This is a genomic window from Nonomuraea africana (assembly GCF_014873535.1).
In the GTDB taxonomy this organism is placed as follows: Bacteria; Actinomycetota; Actinomycetes; order Streptosporangiales; family Streptosporangiaceae; genus Nonomuraea; species Nonomuraea africana.
The window spans coordinates 6022448-6040574 of sequence record NZ_JADBEF010000001.1 but is presented as its reverse complement, the minus strand read 5'-3'; the positions used below and the strand labels follow the sequence as shown (position 1 = coordinate 6040574).

13 protein-coding genes are annotated in these 18127 nt (G+C 72.2%); all 13 read left to right on the top strand.

Annotated features, from left to right (window positions below):
• Window positions 1-95: 95 nt before the first annotated feature.
• The gene (locus H4W81_RS28645) at window positions 96-1061 is read left to right on the top strand and encodes a methionine synthase (protein WP_192777662.1); all 966 of its coding nucleotides are present in this window, start codon (window positions 96-98) and stop codon (window positions 1059-1061) included.
• Window positions 1062-1110: 49 nt separating this feature from the next.
• Window positions 1111-5148, top strand: coding sequence for a caspase, EACC1-associated type (locus tag H4W81_RS49505; RefSeq protein WP_192777661.1), 4038 nt, complete (start codon window positions 1111-1113; stop codon window positions 5146-5148).
• Between the two features lie 9 nt (window positions 5149-5157).
• Window positions 5158-5559 carry a hypothetical protein gene (locus H4W81_RS28635; protein ID WP_192777660.1) on the top strand — a complete coding sequence of 134 codons (402 nt, stop codon included), beginning with the start codon at window positions 5158-5160 and terminating at the stop codon, window positions 5557-5559.
• 76 nt (window positions 5560-5635) lie between these two features.
• Window positions 5636-7816: an NAD-dependent DNA ligase LigA gene (gene ligA, locus H4W81_RS28630; protein ID WP_192777659.1), complete on the top strand. Its 2181-nt coding sequence runs from the start codon at window positions 5636-5638 to the stop codon at window positions 7814-7816.
• Window positions 7817-7840: 24 nt separating this feature from the next.
• Window positions 7841-8050, top strand: a complete 210-nt coding sequence (locus H4W81_RS28625; RefSeq protein WP_192777658.1) for an EF-hand domain-containing protein — start codon at window positions 7841-7843, stop codon at window positions 8048-8050.
• A 158-nt stretch (window positions 8051-8208) separates the two neighbouring features.
• The gene (locus H4W81_RS28620) at window positions 8209-10257 is read left to right on the top strand and encodes a putative bifunctional diguanylate cyclase/phosphodiesterase (RefSeq protein WP_192777657.1); all 2049 of its coding nucleotides are present in this window, start codon (window positions 8209-8211) and stop codon (window positions 10255-10257) included.
• A 101-nt stretch (window positions 10258-10358) separates the two neighbouring features.
• Entirely contained in the window at window positions 10359-10658 is a 300-nt protein-coding gene (gene gatC / locus H4W81_RS28615) for an Asp-tRNA(Asn)/Glu-tRNA(Gln) amidotransferase subunit GatC (RefSeq protein WP_183656201.1), read from the top strand.
• Entirely contained in the window at window positions 10655-12145 is a 1491-nt protein-coding gene (gatA, locus tag H4W81_RS28610) for an Asp-tRNA(Asn)/Glu-tRNA(Gln) amidotransferase subunit GatA (RefSeq protein WP_192777656.1), read from the top strand. The genes gatC and gatA overlap by 4 nt, the downstream gene beginning before the upstream one ends.
• A 5-nt stretch (window positions 12146-12150) precedes the next feature.
• Complete coding sequence (gene gatB, locus H4W81_RS28605; protein WP_192781094.1) at window positions 12151-13635, top strand: Asp-tRNA(Asn)/Glu-tRNA(Gln) amidotransferase subunit GatB; 1485 nt, start codon at window positions 12151-12153, stop codon at window positions 13633-13635.
• 78 nt (window positions 13636-13713) lie between these two features.
• The gene (locus H4W81_RS28600) at window positions 13714-15036 is read left to right on the top strand and encodes an MFS transporter (protein WP_225958831.1); all 1323 of its coding nucleotides are present in this window, start codon (window positions 13714-13716) and stop codon (window positions 15034-15036) included.
• 138 nt (window positions 15037-15174) lie between these two features.
• Window positions 15175-15735 (top strand): RNA polymerase sigma factor, encoded by a 561-nt coding sequence (locus tag H4W81_RS28595; RefSeq protein WP_192777655.1) that lies wholly within the window; start codon window positions 15175-15177, stop codon window positions 15733-15735.
• Complete coding sequence (locus H4W81_RS28590) at window positions 15728-16543, top strand: hypothetical protein (RefSeq protein WP_192777654.1); 816 nt, start codon at window positions 15728-15730, stop codon at window positions 16541-16543. Before H4W81_RS28595 ends, H4W81_RS28590 begins: the two co-directional genes overlap by 8 nt.
• A complete protein-coding gene (locus tag H4W81_RS28585) occupies window positions 16540-18108 on the top strand; it encodes a heparinase II/III domain-containing protein (RefSeq protein ID WP_318782010.1) in 1569 nt (522 codons plus the stop codon). The genes H4W81_RS28590 and H4W81_RS28585 overlap by 4 nt, the downstream gene beginning before the upstream one ends.
• The last annotated feature ends 19 nt before the right edge of the window (window positions 18109-18127 follow it).

The window sequence follows — 18127 nt, the reverse complement described above, 5'->3', positions numbered from 1 at the left end:
AAACGTGCGAGGGAGATCGCCGAAACGCTGTTGGACCAGGTCAGACATATGGATGCGATCCTTTGCGCAGGTTTCTCATCAGTAAGCTGGGTCCCATGTCCTTTGGCGCGAGCGGTGTCGGATCACATCCAGGTGAGGATCACTTCGAGGCGCTTCGGGTGGTGTTCGGGGAGTTGCCCGGCCTGCCGTACCTGCCGGAGCTGCCCGCGAGAGGCGTCGGGGCCGACCTGGTCGGCAGGACGGCGGCGCTGCTGGTCGAGCTGCCGGTCGAGGTGCAGCCTTCGGGCTGGCGGCTGGCCTCACGCCCGGGGCGCGACCACCGCAGGGCCGTCGACCACCTCGCCCGCGACCTCGACGGGCTCGAGGAGGTCGCCGACGGCTACGAGGGGCCGCTGAAGCTGCAGGTGTGCGGGCCGTGGACGCTGGCGGGGGCGATCGAGCTGCGCCACGGCGACAAGATGCTCTCCGACCAGGGCGCCGTGCGCGATCTGACCGCCTCGCTCGCGCAGGGGGTCGCCGACCACGTCGAGTCGGTGCGCAGGCGGGTCCCCGGCGTGACCGAGATCGTGCTGCAGCTCGACGAGCCGGGGTTGCCCGGGGTGCTGGCGGGCAGCGTCCCGACGGCCTCGGGATTCGGCAGGCTCTCCGCCGTGGAGGAGTGGCGGGTGGAGGAGGCGCTGAGGCGCTTCCCCGACCCGGTCGTGCACTGCTGCGCGCCCAGAGTGCCGATCTCCCTGCTGCGCAGGGCCGGGGCGCGGGCCATCTCGCTCGACGCCGCGCTGCTGTCGAGGCGCGACGAGGAGCCGATCGGCGAGGCGGTCGAGGCCGGCGTCGACTTCTTCCTCGGTGTCCTGCCGGGCCTCGACGCCAGGCTGCCCGACGTGAAGGTGGTCGCCAAGACCGCGACGGAGCTGTGGCAGCGGCTCGGGTTCGCCGTGGAGGACCTGCCGAACCGGGTGGTCCTCACGCCGGCGTGCGGGCTGGCCGGCGCCTCTCCCGCCTACGCCAAGGCGGCGCTCGGCACGCTCAGGGAGACGGCGAAAGCGCTGCGCGGAGACTGAATGCGCGCGTGGGTCTTGACGGCAGCACCAGGAGTGATGGACTCGACGCGTGACGGCGGGCGACTTCGCGGGGGCCGGCGCGCTGCTGCTGGGCACCGGCTCGCACGCGCCCGGCTCCGACCTGCCCGACCTGCCGTCCGTCGCGCGCACGCTCGACGACCTGCGGACGGTGCTGCTCGACCGGTGCGGGCTCGCGTGGGTGCGCACCGTCCTCGATCCCGCCTCGCCGCGCGAGCTGGGTGACGCGATCGCCGCCGCGGCGTCCACCGAGGGGCCGCTGATCGTCTACTACGTCGGGCACGGGCTGGTCAGCAGGCGTGGAGCGCTCCATCTCGCGGCGGCGGGGACGGTCTCGGGGCCGCTGGGGCTGGAGCACACGGCGCTGCCGTACGACCTGATGCGCCGCTACCTGCTCGACAACGCGGAGGGGCCGCTCGTCGTCGTCCTCGACTGCTGCTTCTCCGGCAGGGCGATCGAGGGCATGTCGGATCCGTGGGACGTGACGGAGATCTCCGGCGCCTACGTGCTGACCTCCGCGGGGCGCAGCGAGCCGTCCTTCGCGCCCGGCGGCTTGGCGCACACCGCCTTCAGCGGCGCGCTGCTGCGGCTGCTGACCGAGGGGCCGCCCGAGCTGACGCTGTCCGACGTGCACCGCCACCTGAGCAGGACGCTGCCGGCCGCCGGCTTTCCCCGGCCGCGCGTCCGCACGACCGGCAGGGTGGGCGAGCTGGTGCTGCTCCGCACCCCCTCCGCCGCCCGCGCCGAGGTACGGCCGGCCCCCGCGCTCGCCCTCGACGGCCCGCCGTACAAGGGGCTCGAGGCGTTCGGCACCGCCGACGCGGCGCTGTTCTTCGGCAGGGAGCGCCTGGTGGAGACCCTGGTGCGGCGGCTCGACGACCCGGCGCCGCTGATCGTCACCGGAGCCTCGGGCTCGGGGAAGTCCTCGCTGTTACGCGCGGGGCTCGTGCCCGCCCTGCGCCAGCGCGCGGCGGGGGCCTCGGTCGCGGTGGTCACGCCGGGGGAGCCGATCCTCCAGGACGTGGACGTGCTGGTGATCGACCAGTTCGAGGAGGCGTTCACCGAAGGTGTCCTTCCGGCCTTCGCCGGGCAGGTCGTGATCGGCGTGCGGGCCGACTTCCTGGGCAGGTGCGCCGCCGTACCGGAGCTGAGAGAGGGGCTCGAACGCGGGCCCGTCGTGGTCGGCTCGATGAGCCCGGCCGAGCTCCGCTCGGCCGTCGAGCGTCCCGCGCTCGCGGCCGGACTCACCGTCGAACCGGGCCTGGTCGAGCTGCTGCTGCGCGAGCTGGGCACCGAGCCGGGACGGCTGCCCCTGCTCTCCCACGCCCTGCTGGTGACCTGGCGGCAGCGGCGTGGTCGCACGCTCACCGTCGCGGGCTATCAGGCCACCGGCGGCATCCACGGCGCGCTCGCCGCCAGCGCCGACCAGGTGCTGGCCGCGCTCCCCTCGCACGCGGCGGCCAGGGCGGTCTTCAGGCGGCTCGTCCACGTGGGAGAGAGCAGCGACGACACCAGGCGGCGGGTGGAGCTGGACCGGCTGCTCACCGAGGTCCCCGACCCGCTGGCCGCCTGCGAGGTGGTCGACCTCTTCGCCGCCGCCAGGCTGATCACCATCGAGGGACCCACGGTCGCGATCACCCACGAGGCGCTGCTGACGGCCTGGCCCGTGCTGCGCGGCTGGCTCGACTCCGACCGGGCCGGCCTGCTCGTCGAGCAGCACCTGATGGCGGCCGCCGCCGCGTGGGAGGGCGACACGCAGGGGCTGTACCGCGGCTCCAGGCTGTCGCTCGCGCGCGAGTGGGCGCTCGGCAGGCGGCTGCCGGAGGCGGCCGGACGCTTCCTCGCGGCCTCCGTCGCCCACGAGGAGGGGGAGGCACGGGCGGTGCGCCGCCGCGCCAGGCGCAGGGTGCTGCTGTCCGGCGTGCTGGGCGTGCTGCTGATCCTGTCCGTGGCCGCAAGCGGCGTCGCCTTCACCCTGTACGGCAGCGCCGAGGCGGCCCGCAGGAGCGCCACGGCCCGCGCCCTCATGCAGCAGGCCGGCGCCCAGAGCCAGGCCGACCCCGCGCACGCCCTCCGTCTGGCGCTGGCCGCCCTGGCCATCGAGCCGGGAGAACGGCACAGGGGCGCCCTGGTCGGGCTGCTGGCGGGCTCCCTCTACGCCGCCGCCCTGGGGCCGGGCGAACCCGCGCTGGCCCTGGCCCACAGCCCTCGCGGCAGGCTCGTGGCCGCCGTCGGCCTCGACGGCGCGGCCGAGGTATGGGACACCAAAGACCGGCACGCGCCCGCCCGGGTCGCCGTGCTCGACGGCCACGGGGGAGCCGTGCGGGCCGCGGCGTTCACCCCGGACGGCAAAGCCCTCGCCACCGGCGGCGAGGACGGCAGCGTGATCGTCTGGCGGAGCTCCGACTGGGCCAGGATCGCCACGATCGAACCGGGCCGCGGCGGGATCCACGCGCTGGACTTCAGCCCCGACGGCAGGCGGCTCGCGGTCGGCGCCGACGCGGCCGCGCTGGTGTGGCCCATGGGCGGCGAGCGGGCCGAGGCGGTCAGGAAGGCGGGACGGGACGATCCCGTCGGGTCCGTGGCCTTCACGGTGGACGGGCGGCGGGTGGTCACGTGCGGCAGGTTCACCGACTGCGCGCTGTGGAGCCCGTCCGGCGGGGCCGCCGTGCGCTTCTCCACGCCCCCGGCCGTGGAGGGGGAGCAGGCGCACGTCACCTGGGCGCTCGCGGTCAGCCCCGACGGCAGGACGATCGCCACCAGCGGGAACAGGTCGCGCGCCTACCTCTGGACCATCGAGGGGTCCAGGCCCAGGCTGCTGGCCGACCTCGCGGGCCACGCCTCGGCGATCACGGCGGTGGCCTTCAGCGGCGACGGGCGGCTGCTGGCGACGGCCGGGGCCGACGGGCGCGCGATCGTGTGGGAGGTGTCGCGGGGCGCTCCCGTCCAGCGCGCCGTGGTAGGGGGCCGGGCGGCGGAGCTGCGGTCCGTCTCGTTCGACCCCGTCACCGGCGACCTCGTGACCGCTGACGGCGACGGCCGGACGGTGCTGTGGGAGACCTCCAGGCTGGGGCCGCCCGCCGTACTGGCCAGGGTGCCGCAGGAGGGGGTCGGGCGGGGCGCGCTGGCCGGCGACGGCAGGCGGCTGGTCACGGTGACGGCCGAGCACGCGCTCACCCTCTGGGAGCTGGGCGGCGACCTGCGGCGGCGCGCGGTCCTGGCCGAGGACGCGGGCCGGGTCTCCGCGCTCGCCGCCGGCGACGGCGTGGCCGTCACGGGCGGCGAGGACGGCACGGCCGCGCTGTGGCGCTCCTCGTCGCAGGACGCCTCGGCGGCTTCGCGGCTGTCCGGCTCCCGGATCACCGCGGTCGCGTCGGCGGATGGCTGGGCGCTCGTCGGCGCCGCCGACGGAACCGCGGCGCTGTGGCCGCTCTCCTCCCGAGATCCGGTACGGCTGCCGCCCTCGCGCGGGTCGGTGGACGCGGTCGCCATCAGCGCGAACGGCAGGCTCGCGGCGACGGGCGACGCGTCGGGCAGGGTCCGGCTGTGGAGCCTGGCCGACCCCGCGCGCCCCGTGGCGGACTTCCCCGCCGATCCCGACGGGGTCGTCTCGGCCGCGCTGTCCGCCGACGGGCGCAGGCTGCTCGTCGGCGGGAGCGAGAAGCTCGCCAGGTTGTGGGACGTCAGCGACCCTGCCAGGCCCGTTCGCCTGGCTGACCTGGACAACGACTTCAGGGTGGTGGCCTCGGTCGGGTTCGCGCTGGGGTCGGCCGTCGCGTACACGGGGGCCGGCGGGGGCCCGGTGAGCCTGTGGCACGTGACAGGGGAGGGGGAGGCGCGCCGGTACGCGACGCTCCCCTCGGCCGACGAGGTGACGCTCAGCGCGGAGGGAACGCGCATGTTCGCCAACGGCCACCTGACGGGGGCCGTGGTGTGGGATCTGTCGCGGTTGGCCGGGGTGCTGCGCGATCCGGTCGCCGAGGCATGCGAGATCGCCCATGGAGGGCTGGACGAGAAGGAGTGGATGCGACTGACCGACGGGCTCGCCTACCAGCGTTCGTGTCGTTAGGAGAAGACCGTGATCATGCGAATCGCCGTCACCGCCCTGCTCACCACCGCCCTCTTACCCGCCGCCACGGATTCGGCCACAGTCGTCACCGGCCCCGACCGCAACCGGGCCACGATCTACGCCTCGATCGACAACGGCCACAAGCTGACCGTCCGCATTCCCCGGGTCACCGACAAGAACAGACCCAAGTGCACCTGGGTGATCCTGCGTCTGCAACGCACGAGCGGGCCCAAGCGGACGGTGCCCACCTGGGAGGCCGCCACCAACCGCAACTGCGGCAACAGGACAGACGATCTCCCCACCTTCTCCAGAGACGGCATCGCGCGGGCATGGGCGAAGTTGTGCGTCTCGTCGCGATCCAGGCCCGCTTCTCCGTGCTCGGAGACCTGGGTCCCGCTGAGCGAGCGGTGAACAGCACCCCTACGGGCTCCGGTCTGTCGGTGTCGCGAGATAGCGTTCTCCCAGGGTTGACGGAGGGAGATTCCTGATGAGCGCCGAGGTCGAGGGCGTGCCGGTGGACGCGCTGAAGCGGCACGCCGAGCTGAGCGAGCTGGTCGAGGACGCGCGCTGGCGCTACTACGTCCTCGACCAGCCCACGGTGAGCGACGCGCAGTTCGACGGGTGGTTCAACGAGCTGCTCCAGCTCGAACAAGCCCATCCCACGCTGCAGACGCCCGACTCGCCGACGCAGAAGGTGGGCGCGCCGGCCGCGGGCGATTTCGCCAAGGTCCAGCACCTGCAGAAGATGGAAAGCCTCGACAACGCCTTCAACGACGCCGACATCGCCGCCTGGCAGACCAGGGCCGAGCGGCTGGCGGAGGGCGACCCCGGGCCCTACCTGTGCGAACTGAAGATCGACGGTCTCGCCATCGCGCTGGTCTACCGCGACGGCAAGCTGGACCGCGGCGCCACCAGGGGCGACGGGCGCACCGGCGACGACGTGACGCCCAACGTCCGCACGATCAAGGGCATCCCGCACCGGCTCGAGGGCGACGACGTGCCCTCGCTCGTCGAGGTGCGCGGCGAGGTCTACATCCCCGTCGAGGAGTTCGGCAAGCTCAACGAGCAGCTGGTCGCGCAGGGCAAGGCGCCCTTCGCCAACCCGCGCAACGCCGCGGCGGGCACGCTGCGGCAGAAGGACCCCCGCATCACCGCGCAGCGGCCGCTGCGGATGCTGGTCCACGGAGTCGGCGTCTGGGAGGGCGCGGCCGAGCCGCAGACCCAGTCGCAGGTCTACGACCGGCTGAGGGAGTTCGGGCTGCCGGTGAGCGACCTCTACCGGGTGGTGCCCGACCTCACCGGCATCAACGACTTCATCGAGCACTACCGGGCGCACCGCCACGACCCCGCCTACGAGATCGACGGCGTGGTCGTCAAGGTCGACAAGATCAGGACCCAGCGCGAGCTCGGCTCCACCTCGCGGGCGCCGCGCTGGGCGATCGCCTACAAGTACCCGCCGGAGGAGGTCAACACCAAGCTCCTCGACATCGAGGTGGGCGTCGGCCGCACCGGCAGGGTCACGCCCTACGCGGTGATGGAGCCCGTGCTCGTGGCGGGGTCCACGGTCGAGCGGGCCACGCTCCACAACGCGGCGATCGTCGTCAAGAAGGGCGTGCTCATCGGCGACACCGTCGTCCTGCGCAAGGCGGGCGACGTCATCCCCGAGATCGTCGCCCCCGTGACGGCGCTGCGCGACGGCTCCGAGCGCGAGTTCGTCATGCCGACCCACTGCCCCGAGTGCGGCACCGAGTTGGCCTACGAGAAGGAGGGCGACGCCGACCTGCGCTGCCCCAACGCCCGCTCGTGTCCCGCGCAGATCCGTGAGCGGCTCTACTTCGCGGCGGGGCGGCGCGCCCTCGACATCGAGGGCCTCGGCTACGTCGCCGCCACCGCGCTGACCCAGCCGGTCGAGGGGCAGGAGCCGGTGCTGCGCACCGAGGCCGACCTGTTCGACCTCACGCTCGAGCAGCTGATCCCGATCAGGTCGGTGGTGCGCGACCAGGAGACCGGCCTGCCCAAGATCGACCCGAAGACCGGCGAGCCGAAGGTGGTCTCGTTCTTCTCCAACGTCAGCGGCGTGCCGAGCCAGAACGCGCTGAAGCTCCTCGCCGAGCTGGAGGAGGCCAAGAAGGTGCCGCTCTGGCGGGTGCTGGTCGCGCTCTCCATCCGCCACGTCGGGCCGCCCACCGCCCAGGAGCTCGCGGGCGCGCTGCGCTCCATCGACGCGGTCATGAACGCCTCCGAGGAGGAGCTGGCCGCGGTCGAGGGCATCGGCCCGAGGGTCGCCGCGACCATCCGCGAGTGGTTCGAGGTCGACTGGCACCGTGAGATCGTCGAGCGCTGGAAGGCGGCGGGCGTCCGCATGGAGGACGAGCCCGCCCCCGAGAAGGGCCCGCAGATCCTCGAGGGGCTCACTTTCGTGGTCACCGGCACCCTGGAGGGCTTCACCCGCGACTCGGCCGCCGAGGCCATCACCTCGCGCGGGGGCAAGGTCGCCGGGTCGGTCTCGAAGAAGACCGCCTTCGTGGTGGTGGGCGAGAACGCCGGCTCCAAGTACGACAAGGCGGTCAGCCTGGGCGTGCCCATCCTCAACGAGGCCGGGTTCAGGGTGCTGCTGGACCAAGGTCCCGAAGCCGCTGCGGAGGTCGCCGTAAAGCCGGAAGAATAGGCTTACCTATAGAAAGGTGGCCATATGTCCGATCTCAGCGGTGAGCGGTTGGCGGAGCTCCGTCAGGCCTTCGACTCGATCGACGCCAGCGGCGACGGGTTCATCAGCGAGGAGGAGTTCCTCAGGCACTTCCCCGACCTGCCCGCCGAGGCGCTCGGATCGCTGGAGGAGGCCGCCGATGCCGACGGAGACGGCCGGATCTCCTTCGAGGAGTTCGTCCGTCTCCTGGGCTGACAGCCCCCGCACGCTCGCCTCCTTCGCAAAACCGTACAAAAGACGCTTCTTGCCGAAAAATATGGGCAAGTGGGGTGACGGAACGTAGGCGGGTGGTTTCGGGAAGTGGGGTGAAGGTCGTACCCTCCCATAGTGACCTCATGGGGGTTCTGTTACCAATGACCGACCCGAATGACACGCGCGACACGGGACCACGCGTAGGCACCCCGTTGTGGGCCTTCCTCGCAGGCGTCTCCGTGATCGGCTTCACCGCGCTGATCGTGGCCGAGCTGCGCCTCGACGTGTTCGAGCTGGCGGAGCTGGCCAGGGCGCCGCTCTTCTGGGTGCTGGCCGTCCTGGTCGTGCTCGGCGAGCTGCGTCCCGTCATGGTGTCGTCGGCCACCGCGGTGGGCGGCACCTATCCGGCGACCATGTTCACCTTCGCCGTGCTCCTGCACTACGGGCTCGCCGTGGCGGTGCTCATGCAGGTCGTGGGCATCGTGGTCAACGGCGTCGTCACCCGCAAGGCCTGGCACCGGGTGAGCTTCAACATCGCCCAGGCGACACTGGCCTTCACCGCGGCAGCGGTGGTGCTCGGGCTGTTCGGCATCGTGCCGAGCCCGTCGTCGCCGTGGGTGCCCTCGGGGCCGACCCTGGCGGCCGTCGCGCTGTCGGGGCTCGCCTACTTCGCCGCGCGGGCGATGCTCGTCTGCGGCGCCGTGGCGCTGCACGAGCGGCGCTCGCTGAGCAGGGTGCTGCGGTCGACGGTGGGCCCGCAGGCGCTGGTCTACACGGCGCTGCTCGGCCTCGCCCCGCTGGTCGTCGTGGTCATGGAGGACTCACCGGGACTGGTGCCGCTGTTCGTGGCGCCGCTGGCCGCGGTCTACTTCACCGCCACGCTCTCCATGCGCCGCGACCATCAGGCGATGCACGACGAGCTCACCGGGCTGCCCAACCGCAAGATGCTCATCGTCTCCACCGAGGAGGCGCTGGCCGAGGCGCGCCACGACGAGCGGGTGGGGCTGTTCCTCATCGACCTCGACAGGTTCAAGGAGGTCAACGACACCATGGGGCACCCGGTCGGCGACCGGCTGCTGCAGATGGTGGCGCACCGGCTGACCCACTCGGTACGGCCGGGCGACGTCGTCGCGCGCCTGGGCGGTGACGAGTTCGCGGTGCTGCTGCCGTCCATCAGGGACTCCCACGCCGCCAGGGAGGTCGCCGCGCGGCTCAGAGCCGCGCTGACCGAGCCCGTACGGCTCGAGGGCATGACGTTCGACATGGACGGCTCGGTCGGCATCGCGCTCTTCCCCGACCATGCCCCCGACTTCGAGCTGCTGCTGCAGCGCGCGGACGTGGCGATGTACCTGGCCAAGGAGGGACGCACGGGCGTCGAGCTCTACCAGCCCGACAAGGACCGCAACTCGCCCGAACGCCTCGGCCTGCTCGGCGACCTGCGCCGCGCCGTCGACAACCGCGAGCTGCGGCTCCACTACCAGCCCAAGGTCGAGCTCGCCACCGGCGAGGTGCGGGGCATGGAGGCGCTGCTGCGCTGGCGGCACCCCGTGCGCGGCACGATCGCCCCCGACGACTTCATCCCGCTGGCCGAGCAGTCGTATCTGATGCGGCAGCTGACCGAGTACGTCATCGACGCGGTGATGGAGCAGGCGGCCCGCTGGTGGCACACGGGCCTGCAGGTGCAGATCTCGGTCAACATCTCCGCCCGCGACCTGCTCGACTCCGCGCTGCCCGACCAGCTGGAGGCTTGCCTCTCGCGGTTCAGGCTGCCGCCGGAGGCGATCCAGCTGGAGGTCACCGAGCGCATCCTGATGGGCGACCAGGCCTACACCCACGAGGCCATCAAGGCGCTGGCGGCGCTCGGCGTGCCGCTCGCGCTCGACGACTTCGGCACCGGCTACTCCTCCTTCATCCGCCTGCAGCGGCTGGCCGCCTCGGAGGTGAAGATCGACGCCTCGTTCGTGCAGCGGCTGTCGTCGTCGGAGGACGACGAGCGCATCGTGCGCTCGATCGTCGACCTGGTGCGCTCGCTGGGGCTGCGGTCGGTGGCCGAGGGGGTCGAGTCCGAGGACGTGGCGCTCAGGCTGACGGACATGGGCTGCGACATGGCCCAGGGCTGGCTGTTCGGCAGGCCGATGGCGCCCGCCGACGCGACCGTATGGCTGAGGGAGCGCGTCGGCGTGCAGGAGGCCGAGTACGTCGAGATCTAGCGGCCGCACGCTACAGGCGTGTTAATGGTTCGGCCACGCTCAGTCAAGAGCCCTAGGATGACACTGTCCAAACTCCATCCACGAAACGGGTTCAACGACTCATGTCCGCCATAACCCGCGACGAGGTCGCGCACCTGGCCCGGTTGTCCCGGCTGGCGATCTCCGACGACGAACTCGACCACTACGCGACCCAGCTCGATGACATCATCGCCGCGGTCGCGAAGGTGGCAGAGGTCGCCGCCGAGGACGTCCCGCCTTCGTCGCACGCGCTCCCGCTGACCAATGTCTTCCGTGCCGACGAGGTGCGACAGTCCCTCACGCCCGAGCTGGCGCTCTCGGGCGCTCCGGCCGTCGAGGACGACCGCTTCCGGGTTCCGCGCATCCTCGGGGAGGAAGCATGAGTCTGATCCACAAGACCGCCGCGGAGCTGGGCGCGCTGATCGCCTCGGGCGAGGCCAGCGCCACCGAGGTCGCCGAGGCCCATCTCGACCGCATCGAGCAGGTCGAGCCCAAGGTGCGCGCGTTCCTCCACGTCGACCGCGAGGTCACGCTGGAGCAGGCCCGCGTCGTCGACGAGCGCCTCCACAAGGGGGAGAAGCTCGGTCCGCTGGCCGGCGTGCCGATCGCGCACAAGGACATCTTCGCCACGCGCGACATGCCCACCACCGCGGCCTCGAAGATCCTCGAGGGGTGGCACCCGCCGTACGACGCGACCGTCACCGCGCGGCTGCGCCAGGCCGGGCTGGTCATCCTCGGCAAGACCAACCTCGACGAGTTCGCGATGGGCTCCTCCACCGAGAACTCCGCCTACCACCCGACGCACAACCCCTGGGACCTCACCAGGGTTCCCGGCGGCTCCTCCGGCGGGTCGAGCGCGGCGGTCGCCGCCTACCAGGCGCCGCTGTCCACCGGCACCGACACCGGCGGCTCGATCAGGCAGCCCGCCGCCGTCACCGGCATCGTGGGCATGAAGCCGACCTACGGCGGGTCCTCCCGCTACGGCCTGATCGCTTTCGCCAGCTCCCTCGACACGCCCGGCCCGTTCGCCCGCAACGTCATGGACGCGGCGCTGCTCCACGCGGCCTTCTCCGGCCACGACCCGATGGACTCCACCTCCATCGACGCGGCCGTGCCCGACGTCGTCGCGGCGGCGAAGAACGCCGACATCGCGGGGATGCGCATCGGCGTGGTCAAGGAGTTCGCCGGCGAGGGCTACCAGCAGGGCGTGCTCAACCGCTTCCACGACACCGTCGAGCTGCTCGAGTCGCTGGGCGCGAAGGTCGTCGAGGTCTCCTGCCCGTCGTTCACCACGGCGCTGCCCGCGTACTACCTGATCGCGCCGTCCGAGTGCTCCTCCAACCTGGCCCGCTTCGACGCCATGCGCTACGGCCTGCGCGTCGGCGACGACGGCACCAGGAGCGCCGAGGAGGTCATGGCGCTGACCAGGGCCCAGGGCTTCGGCCCCGAGGTCAAGCGGCGCATCATGCTCGGCACCTACGCGCTGTCGAGCGGCTACTACGACGCCTACTACGGCTCGGCGCAGAAGGTCCGCACGCTCATCTCGCGCGACTTCGAGGCCGCCTTCCACCAGGTCGACGTGCTGATCTCGCCGACCACGCCGACCACGGCGTTCCCGATCGGCGAGCGCGCCGACGACCCGATCGCGATGTACCTCGCCGACCTGTGCACGATCCCGTCCAACCTGTCGGGCAACGCGGCCATCTCCGTGCCGTGCGGCCTGGCCGACGAGGACAACCTGCCGGTCGGCCTGCAGATCATGGCCCCGGTCCTCGGCGATGACCGCTGCTACCGGGTCGGCGCGGCCGTTGAGAAGGCACTGGAGAGCCGCTGGGGCGGCCCGCTGCTGAAGGAGGCTCCCGGACTGTGAGCGTCATGCCATTCCACGAGGCCCTGGAGATGTACGAGCCGGTCCTCGGCCTCGAGACCCACGTCGAGCTGGGCACCCACTCGAAGATGTTCTGCGGCTGCTCGACCACCTTCGGCGCGCCGCCCAACACCCAGGTCTGCCCGACCTGTCTCGCGCTGCCCGGCTCGCTGCCGGTGGCCAACGAGATGGCGATCGAGTCGACGATCCGCATCGGCCTGGCGCTGAACTGCTCGATCGCCGAGTGGTGCCGCTTCGCCCGGAAGAACTACTTCTATCCGGACATGCCGAAGAACTACCAGATCTCGCAGTACGACGAGCCGCTCTGCACCGACGGCTACCTCGACGTCGAGGTCGACGGCAAGACCGTGCGCATCGAGATCGAGCGTGTGCACCTCGAGGAGGACACCGGCAAGTCCACTCACATGGGTGGCGCGACCGGCCGCATCCAGGGCGCCGACTACTCCATCGTCGACTACAACCGCGCGGGCATCCCGCTGGTCGAGATCGTCACCAAGCCGATCCCCGGCACCGACGGGCTGGCCCCCGAGGTCGCCCGCGCCTACGCCACCGAGCTGCGTGAGCTCATGCGCTCGCTGGGCGTCTCCGACGTGCGCATGGAGGAGGGCTCCATGCGCTGCGACGTCAACGTCTCGCTCATGCCGCGCGGCGCCTCCGAGTGGGGCACCCGCACCGAGACCAAGAACGTCAACTCGCTGCGCAGCGTCGAGCGGTCGGTTCGCGGGGAGATCCAGCGGCAGGCGGCGATCCTCGCCGAGGGCGGCCGGATCATCCAGGAGACCCGCCACTTCCACGAGGACACCGGCGTGACCACGCCGGGCCGGTCCAAGGAGGAGGCGCAGGACTACCGCTACTTCCCCGAGCCCGACCTGGTGCCGATCGCGCCCGACCCCGCGTGGGTGGCCAAGCTCAAGGCCGAGCTGCCCGAGCTGCCGGCCGTACGGCGCAGGCGGCTGCAGGCCGAGTGGGGCGTGAGCGACCACGACATGCAGTCGATGCACAACGCCGACGCCATCGAGATCGTGGAGGCCACGATCGCGGCGGGCGCGCCCGCCGCCGACGCCCGCAAGTGGTGGATGGGCGAGCTGGCCCGCAGGGCCAACGAGTCGGGCAAGGCGCTCGCCGACCTGCCGATCACCCCCGCGCAGGTCGCCAGGGTGACCGAGCTGGTGGCCTCGGGCGCGCTCAACGACAAGCTGGCCCGTGAGGCGTTCGACGGCGTGCTGGCGGGCGAGGGCGGTCCCGACGAGGTCGTCGCGGCCAGGGGGCTGCGGATCGCCGGCGAGGGCGAGCTCGTGACCATCGTCGACCAGGTGCTCGCCGGCAACGCCGACGCCGCGGAGAAGGTGCGCTCCGGCAAGATCGCCGCGGTGGGCGCGCTGGTCGGCGGCGTCATGAAGGCCAGCCGCGGCAAGGCCGACGCCGCGCGGGCCCGCGAGCTGATCCTGGAGCGGCTCGGCGTCTCGGAGTAGTCGTCGCCGAGGTCCTAGGCCGATGCCTAGGACCTCGGCCCGATGTGCTGCGCGGCGCGCCATCGTAGCGTCGCACCCATGACGCACAAATCCTTGACCGCGGGCCTGGTGGCGCTCGTGTCGCTGGTGGCCTTCGAGTACATCGCGGTGGCCATCGCCATGCCGGTCGTGGCTCGTGAGCTGGGCGGATTGCACCTCTACGGACTGGCGTTCAGCGGCGCGATGGCCGCCGCGGTCGTCGGCACGGTCCTGGGCGGCCGATGGGCCGACCTGAGAGGGCCGAGCGCCCCGCTGTGGACGGGAACGGCCGGGTTCATCCTCGGTCTGGTGCTGGCCGGCGCGGCCTCCACCATGGAGATGCTGATCGCCGGACGTCTTGTCCAGGGCTTCGGCGGCGCGCTGGTCAGCGTGGCTCTCTACGTGGTGGTGGCCAGGGTCTATCCCGATGAGTCACATCCGAAGATCTTCTCCTTGTTCGCCACCGCGTGGGTGGTGCCGTCGATGGTGGGCCCGGCCATCGTCGGCCTCGTGGTCGACACGCTGGGCTGGCGCTGGGTCTTCCTCTCGGTGCCGGTGCTCACCGTGCTCGCCGGGCTGATCCTGCTGCGCGGCCTGGCGGGGCAGCCGATCACCGGCGGGCAGGCCGAGCCCGCCCCGGGGCTGGCCAGGAAGGTCGGCTGGGCGGTGCTGACGGCCGTGGGCGCGGGCCTCATGCAGTACGGCAGCGACGGCAGGCTCCTCCTGCTGGCCGTGGGGCTCGTCGTGTTGCTGGTTGCCCTTCCGAAGCTGCTGCCGGCGGGCACGCTGCGAGCCGTCAGGGGCCTGCCCTCGGTCGTGGCCCTGCGCGGCCTGGCCACCGGCGCCTTCTTCGCCGCCGAGGTGATCATCCCGCTGATGCTGATCAACCAGCGCGGCCTGTCTCCGCTGCTGGCGGGATTCGCGCTCACCGGAGGCGCGCTCACCTGGTCGTTCGCCTCCTGGCTGCAGGGGCGTGAGGTGTTCAGCAGGAGGACGAACCTGTTCGGCGGCTCGGCGGCCATCGCCCTCGGCATCCTGTTCATGGGCGCCGTCACCTTCGAGAGCGTGCCCGTCGCCCTCGCCTACCCGGCCTGGATCGTCACGGGCTTCGGCATGGGGCTGGTCTACCCGACCCTGTCGGTGCTGACGCTCGAACTGTCGAGCCCCGGCGAGGAGGGCGTGAACAGCTCGGCCCTGCAGGTGGGTGAGTCGGTCTTCTCGGTGGTCTCGGTCGCGGTCACCAGCGCGCTGTTCGTCGCGGCGGGCTCGGGCTACTGGGCCGTCTACGCGGCCACGCTGGTCATGGCGCTGGGCGGGCTCTGGGTCGCGCCGCGCTTCCAGACCGCACGAGTCACCACCCCGGCAATTGCCCATATGTCATGATTCCGCCGTGCGCTGGGCGGTGAGGGAGTCTGTCCGGCGCTCTTCGCAGTGACCCGCGACCCGCGCGGAAAAGACCGTGAAAGTGAACCGGCTGATCGGGTGATACCTATCGACCGCTTCGCACACGGAAGGCCGCCCATGACCGCAGCCGCGGTGCACCAACCGGATCTCGCCGACCCCGAGGGCTTCGGCGAGATCTTCGACGCCCACTTCGGGGAGATCCACAGGTACGTCGCCCAGCGGCTCGGCCCCGACGACGCCGAGGACGTGGTCGCCGAGACCTTCCTCACCGCCTTCCGCAAACGCGGCCAGTACGACCCCTCGCGCGCGAGCGTCAGGTCCTGGCTGTACGGCATCGCCACCAACCTCGTCGGCAAGCACCGCCGCTCGGAGGTCCGCGCGCTCAGGGCGCTCGACCGCCTGCCCCACGACCGCGACGTGCAGGGCCTCGCGGAAGGGGTGGCCGTGCGGGTGAGCGCGCAGAGCCTCGGCCCTAGCCTGGCCGGCGCGATCTCCAGGCTGGGCAAGGGCGACCGCGACGTGCTCCTGCTCGTCGCGCTCGCCGGGCTCTCCCACGAGGAGATCGCCACGGCGCTCGGCATCCCCTACGGCACGGTCGGCTCCCGGCTGAACCGGGCGAGGAAGAAGCTCCGCAAGGCCCTTGGCGGCACCAACCCGATGGAGGGCGACCGTGGATGAGCTGAACAAGGTTCGCGAGCTGTACGGCGAGCCGTCCCTGGACCCGGAGGTCAGGGCGCGGGTGGCGGCCAGGCTCGACGCGGAGCGCGCCGCGCCCGCCAGAGCGGGCCGGTCCCGCGGGCCCGCGCCGGCCACGCGGCGCCCGCCGAGCAGGGCGCGGGCGTGGTGGGCGCCGATCGCGGCAGGGGCGGCGATCGTCGCGATGGCGGCGGTGGCCTTCGCCGGGCCCGCGCTCCTGACCGACGAGGGAGAGGGCGTGCTGCTGGCCGCCGCCGGCGTGGTGGAGACCAGGCCCGTGACGAAGGGCGCCTACTGGCACGTCAAGCGGGTGCTCAACGGATCGGACGTCAGGCAGCTGTGGGTGGCGAGGGACGGTCGCGCCTGGACCAGCCAGGGCGGGAAGAAGCCGGTCCCCTTCACCGGCAAGGGGCCCTTCACGATGGGCGGTCATGAGCTGACGATCGCCCAGATCGAGGCGCTGCCCGACGAGGTCGGGCCGCTGCGCGAACGGGTGAACGGCATCCTCAAGGACGTCCCGAGGCAGGACCGCGAAGGGGTGGTCGCCGACGCGCTCACCGGCCTGCTGTGGAGCAAGCCGGCCCCGCCCGACGTCCGCGCCGCCGCCTACCGGGCGCTCGCCGGCCTGTCCAACGTGCGTTACCTGGGGAAGGGCGCCTTCAGCTACGAGGTGCGCGGGGTGCGCCGCGAGCTGGTCATCGACCGGCGCAGCGGCCAGGTCCTGCGCGCCACCACGGGCACGGCCACCGAGGTCGTGCTCGAAGCGGGATGGACCGACGTCAAGCCGTGAAGCGCGCGATCGTGTCGGTCGTCCTTTGCGTGCTCGCGATCGGCTTCCTGGTCAGGCCGGGCGGGCCCAGCCTGGCGGCGGCCGGCGGACGACCGATGTGCGACAGGACCCAGTTCGCCGCCGCCGACGTGATGAGGGGCCCGATCTCCTTCGTCGGCCTGCCGCCCGTCGAGCTCGGCGTCGACGTCGACTGGCGGATGGACCCCTACCGCAACCGGTCGTGGGCGCTGAACCTGCACGCGCTGCGCTGGGTCGGCCGCCTCGTCGTCGCCTACGAGACCACGGGCGGCGCCGACGCCCTCAGGCGCGCGGAGGGAACCGCCCTCGACTGGGTGCGGGACAACCCGCGCGGCGGCTGGGGCGTCAGCGAGTGGGCGTGGGCCGAGCACCCGATCGCCCTGCGCGCCCCCGCGCTGGTCTGCCTCAGCACCTACGTGAAGGCCGAGTGGCTGTCGGAGACGCTGGTCGAGCACGCTGAGGTGCTGGCCGACGCCTCGCTCTACAAGGGCGGCCACAACCACGGCCTCGACCAGGACATCGCGCTGCTGAGCATCGGCTGCAGGCTCGGCGTGGCGGAGTGGCGCGACCTCGCGCTCCGCAGGATGACCGAGTCGGCCAGGGCCGCCATCGACGGGCAGGGCACCCTGCAGGAGCAGGCGCCGCGCTACGGCGTCTACGTCCACCAGCGGCTCGGCGTCGCGTTCGCCGCCATCAGGCAGTGCGGTCTCGGCGTGCCGAAGGAGCTGTCCACCAGGCGGCGGGCCCTGGAGTCGTACGTGGCGCACGCCATCCAGCCCGACGGCCGGCTCGTCGCGATCGGCGACGGCCCCGCCGACATGCGTCCCACCGGCTTCCGCCGTCCCGGCGCCACGGTGGGGGTGTTCGACGGCGGCTACGTCTTCGGCAGGACCGACTGGTCGCCTGGCGCCGCCTTCTACTCGATCAGGTTCGGCCCGCCGCGCCGCTACCACGGCCACGAGGACCACCTGGGCGTCACCTACCAGGCCAAGGGGCGCGACGTGCTGGTGGAGGCGGGCTTCCACTCCTACGAGAAGGCGGCCTACCCCCGCTGGACGGTCACACCTGAGGCGCACAACGTGCCCGTGGTCGAGGGCGCGGCCTTCCGCCCCGGTACGGCGACGCGGCTCACCGGCTCGTCCATCACCCCCGCCCGGCAGACCTACGAGCTCACCGACGACGCGTACGGCGTCAGCCGTACCAGGAAGGTGCTGGTCAACCACGGCACGGACGTGCTCGCCGTCCTGGACGAGGTGCCAGAGGGGCATCGGCTGCGCAACCTGTGGCATCTGGCGCCGGGCAGCAGGCCCACGCTGGTCCAGCTGGAGATGCCCGCGTGCCGCAGGATCGGCGGGCAACGGGTGGGCACGGGAGAGATCTCGCCCGGCTATCTCAAGCGGGTGAAGACCGTCACGATCACCTCTCCCGCCGCCCGATCGCTGCTGACGGTGGTCGTGCCGGGCCGGGCGCGGGTGGCGTGCGACGGCAGGACGGTGACCGTACGCACCGGGGACGGCACCGTCACCTTTCCGGCGGGAATCCGCTGATCGCCGGGGCGAGGTCGCC

Coding starts and splice junctions, on each gene's coding strand:
- H4W81_RS28645 (WP_192777662.1), top strand. CDS start 96: ATGTCCTTTGGCGCGAGCGGTGTCGGATCACATCCAGGTGAGGATCAC.
- ligA (WP_192777659.1), top strand. CDS start 5,636: ATGAGCGCCGAGGTCGAGGGCGTGCCGGTGGACGCGCTGAAGCGGCAC.
- H4W81_RS28625 (WP_192777658.1), top strand. CDS start 7,841: ATGTCCGATCTCAGCGGTGAGCGGTTGGCGGAGCTCCGTCAGGCCTTC.
- H4W81_RS28620 (WP_192777657.1), top strand. CDS start 8,209: ATGACCGACCCGAATGACACGCGCGACACGGGACCACGCGTAGGCACC.
- gatC (WP_183656201.1), top strand. CDS start 10,359: ATGTCCGCCATAACCCGCGACGAGGTCGCGCACCTGGCCCGGTTGTCC.
- gatA (WP_192777656.1), top strand. CDS start 10,655: ATGAGTCTGATCCACAAGACCGCCGCGGAGCTGGGCGCGCTGATCGCC.
- gatB (WP_192781094.1), top strand. CDS start 12,151: ATGCCATTCCACGAGGCCCTGGAGATGTACGAGCCGGTCCTCGGCCTC.
- H4W81_RS28600 (WP_225958831.1), top strand. CDS start 13,714: ATGACGCACAAATCCTTGACCGCGGGCCTGGTGGCGCTCGTGTCGCTG.
- H4W81_RS28595 (WP_192777655.1), top strand. CDS start 15,175: ATGACCGCAGCCGCGGTGCACCAACCGGATCTCGCCGACCCCGAGGGC.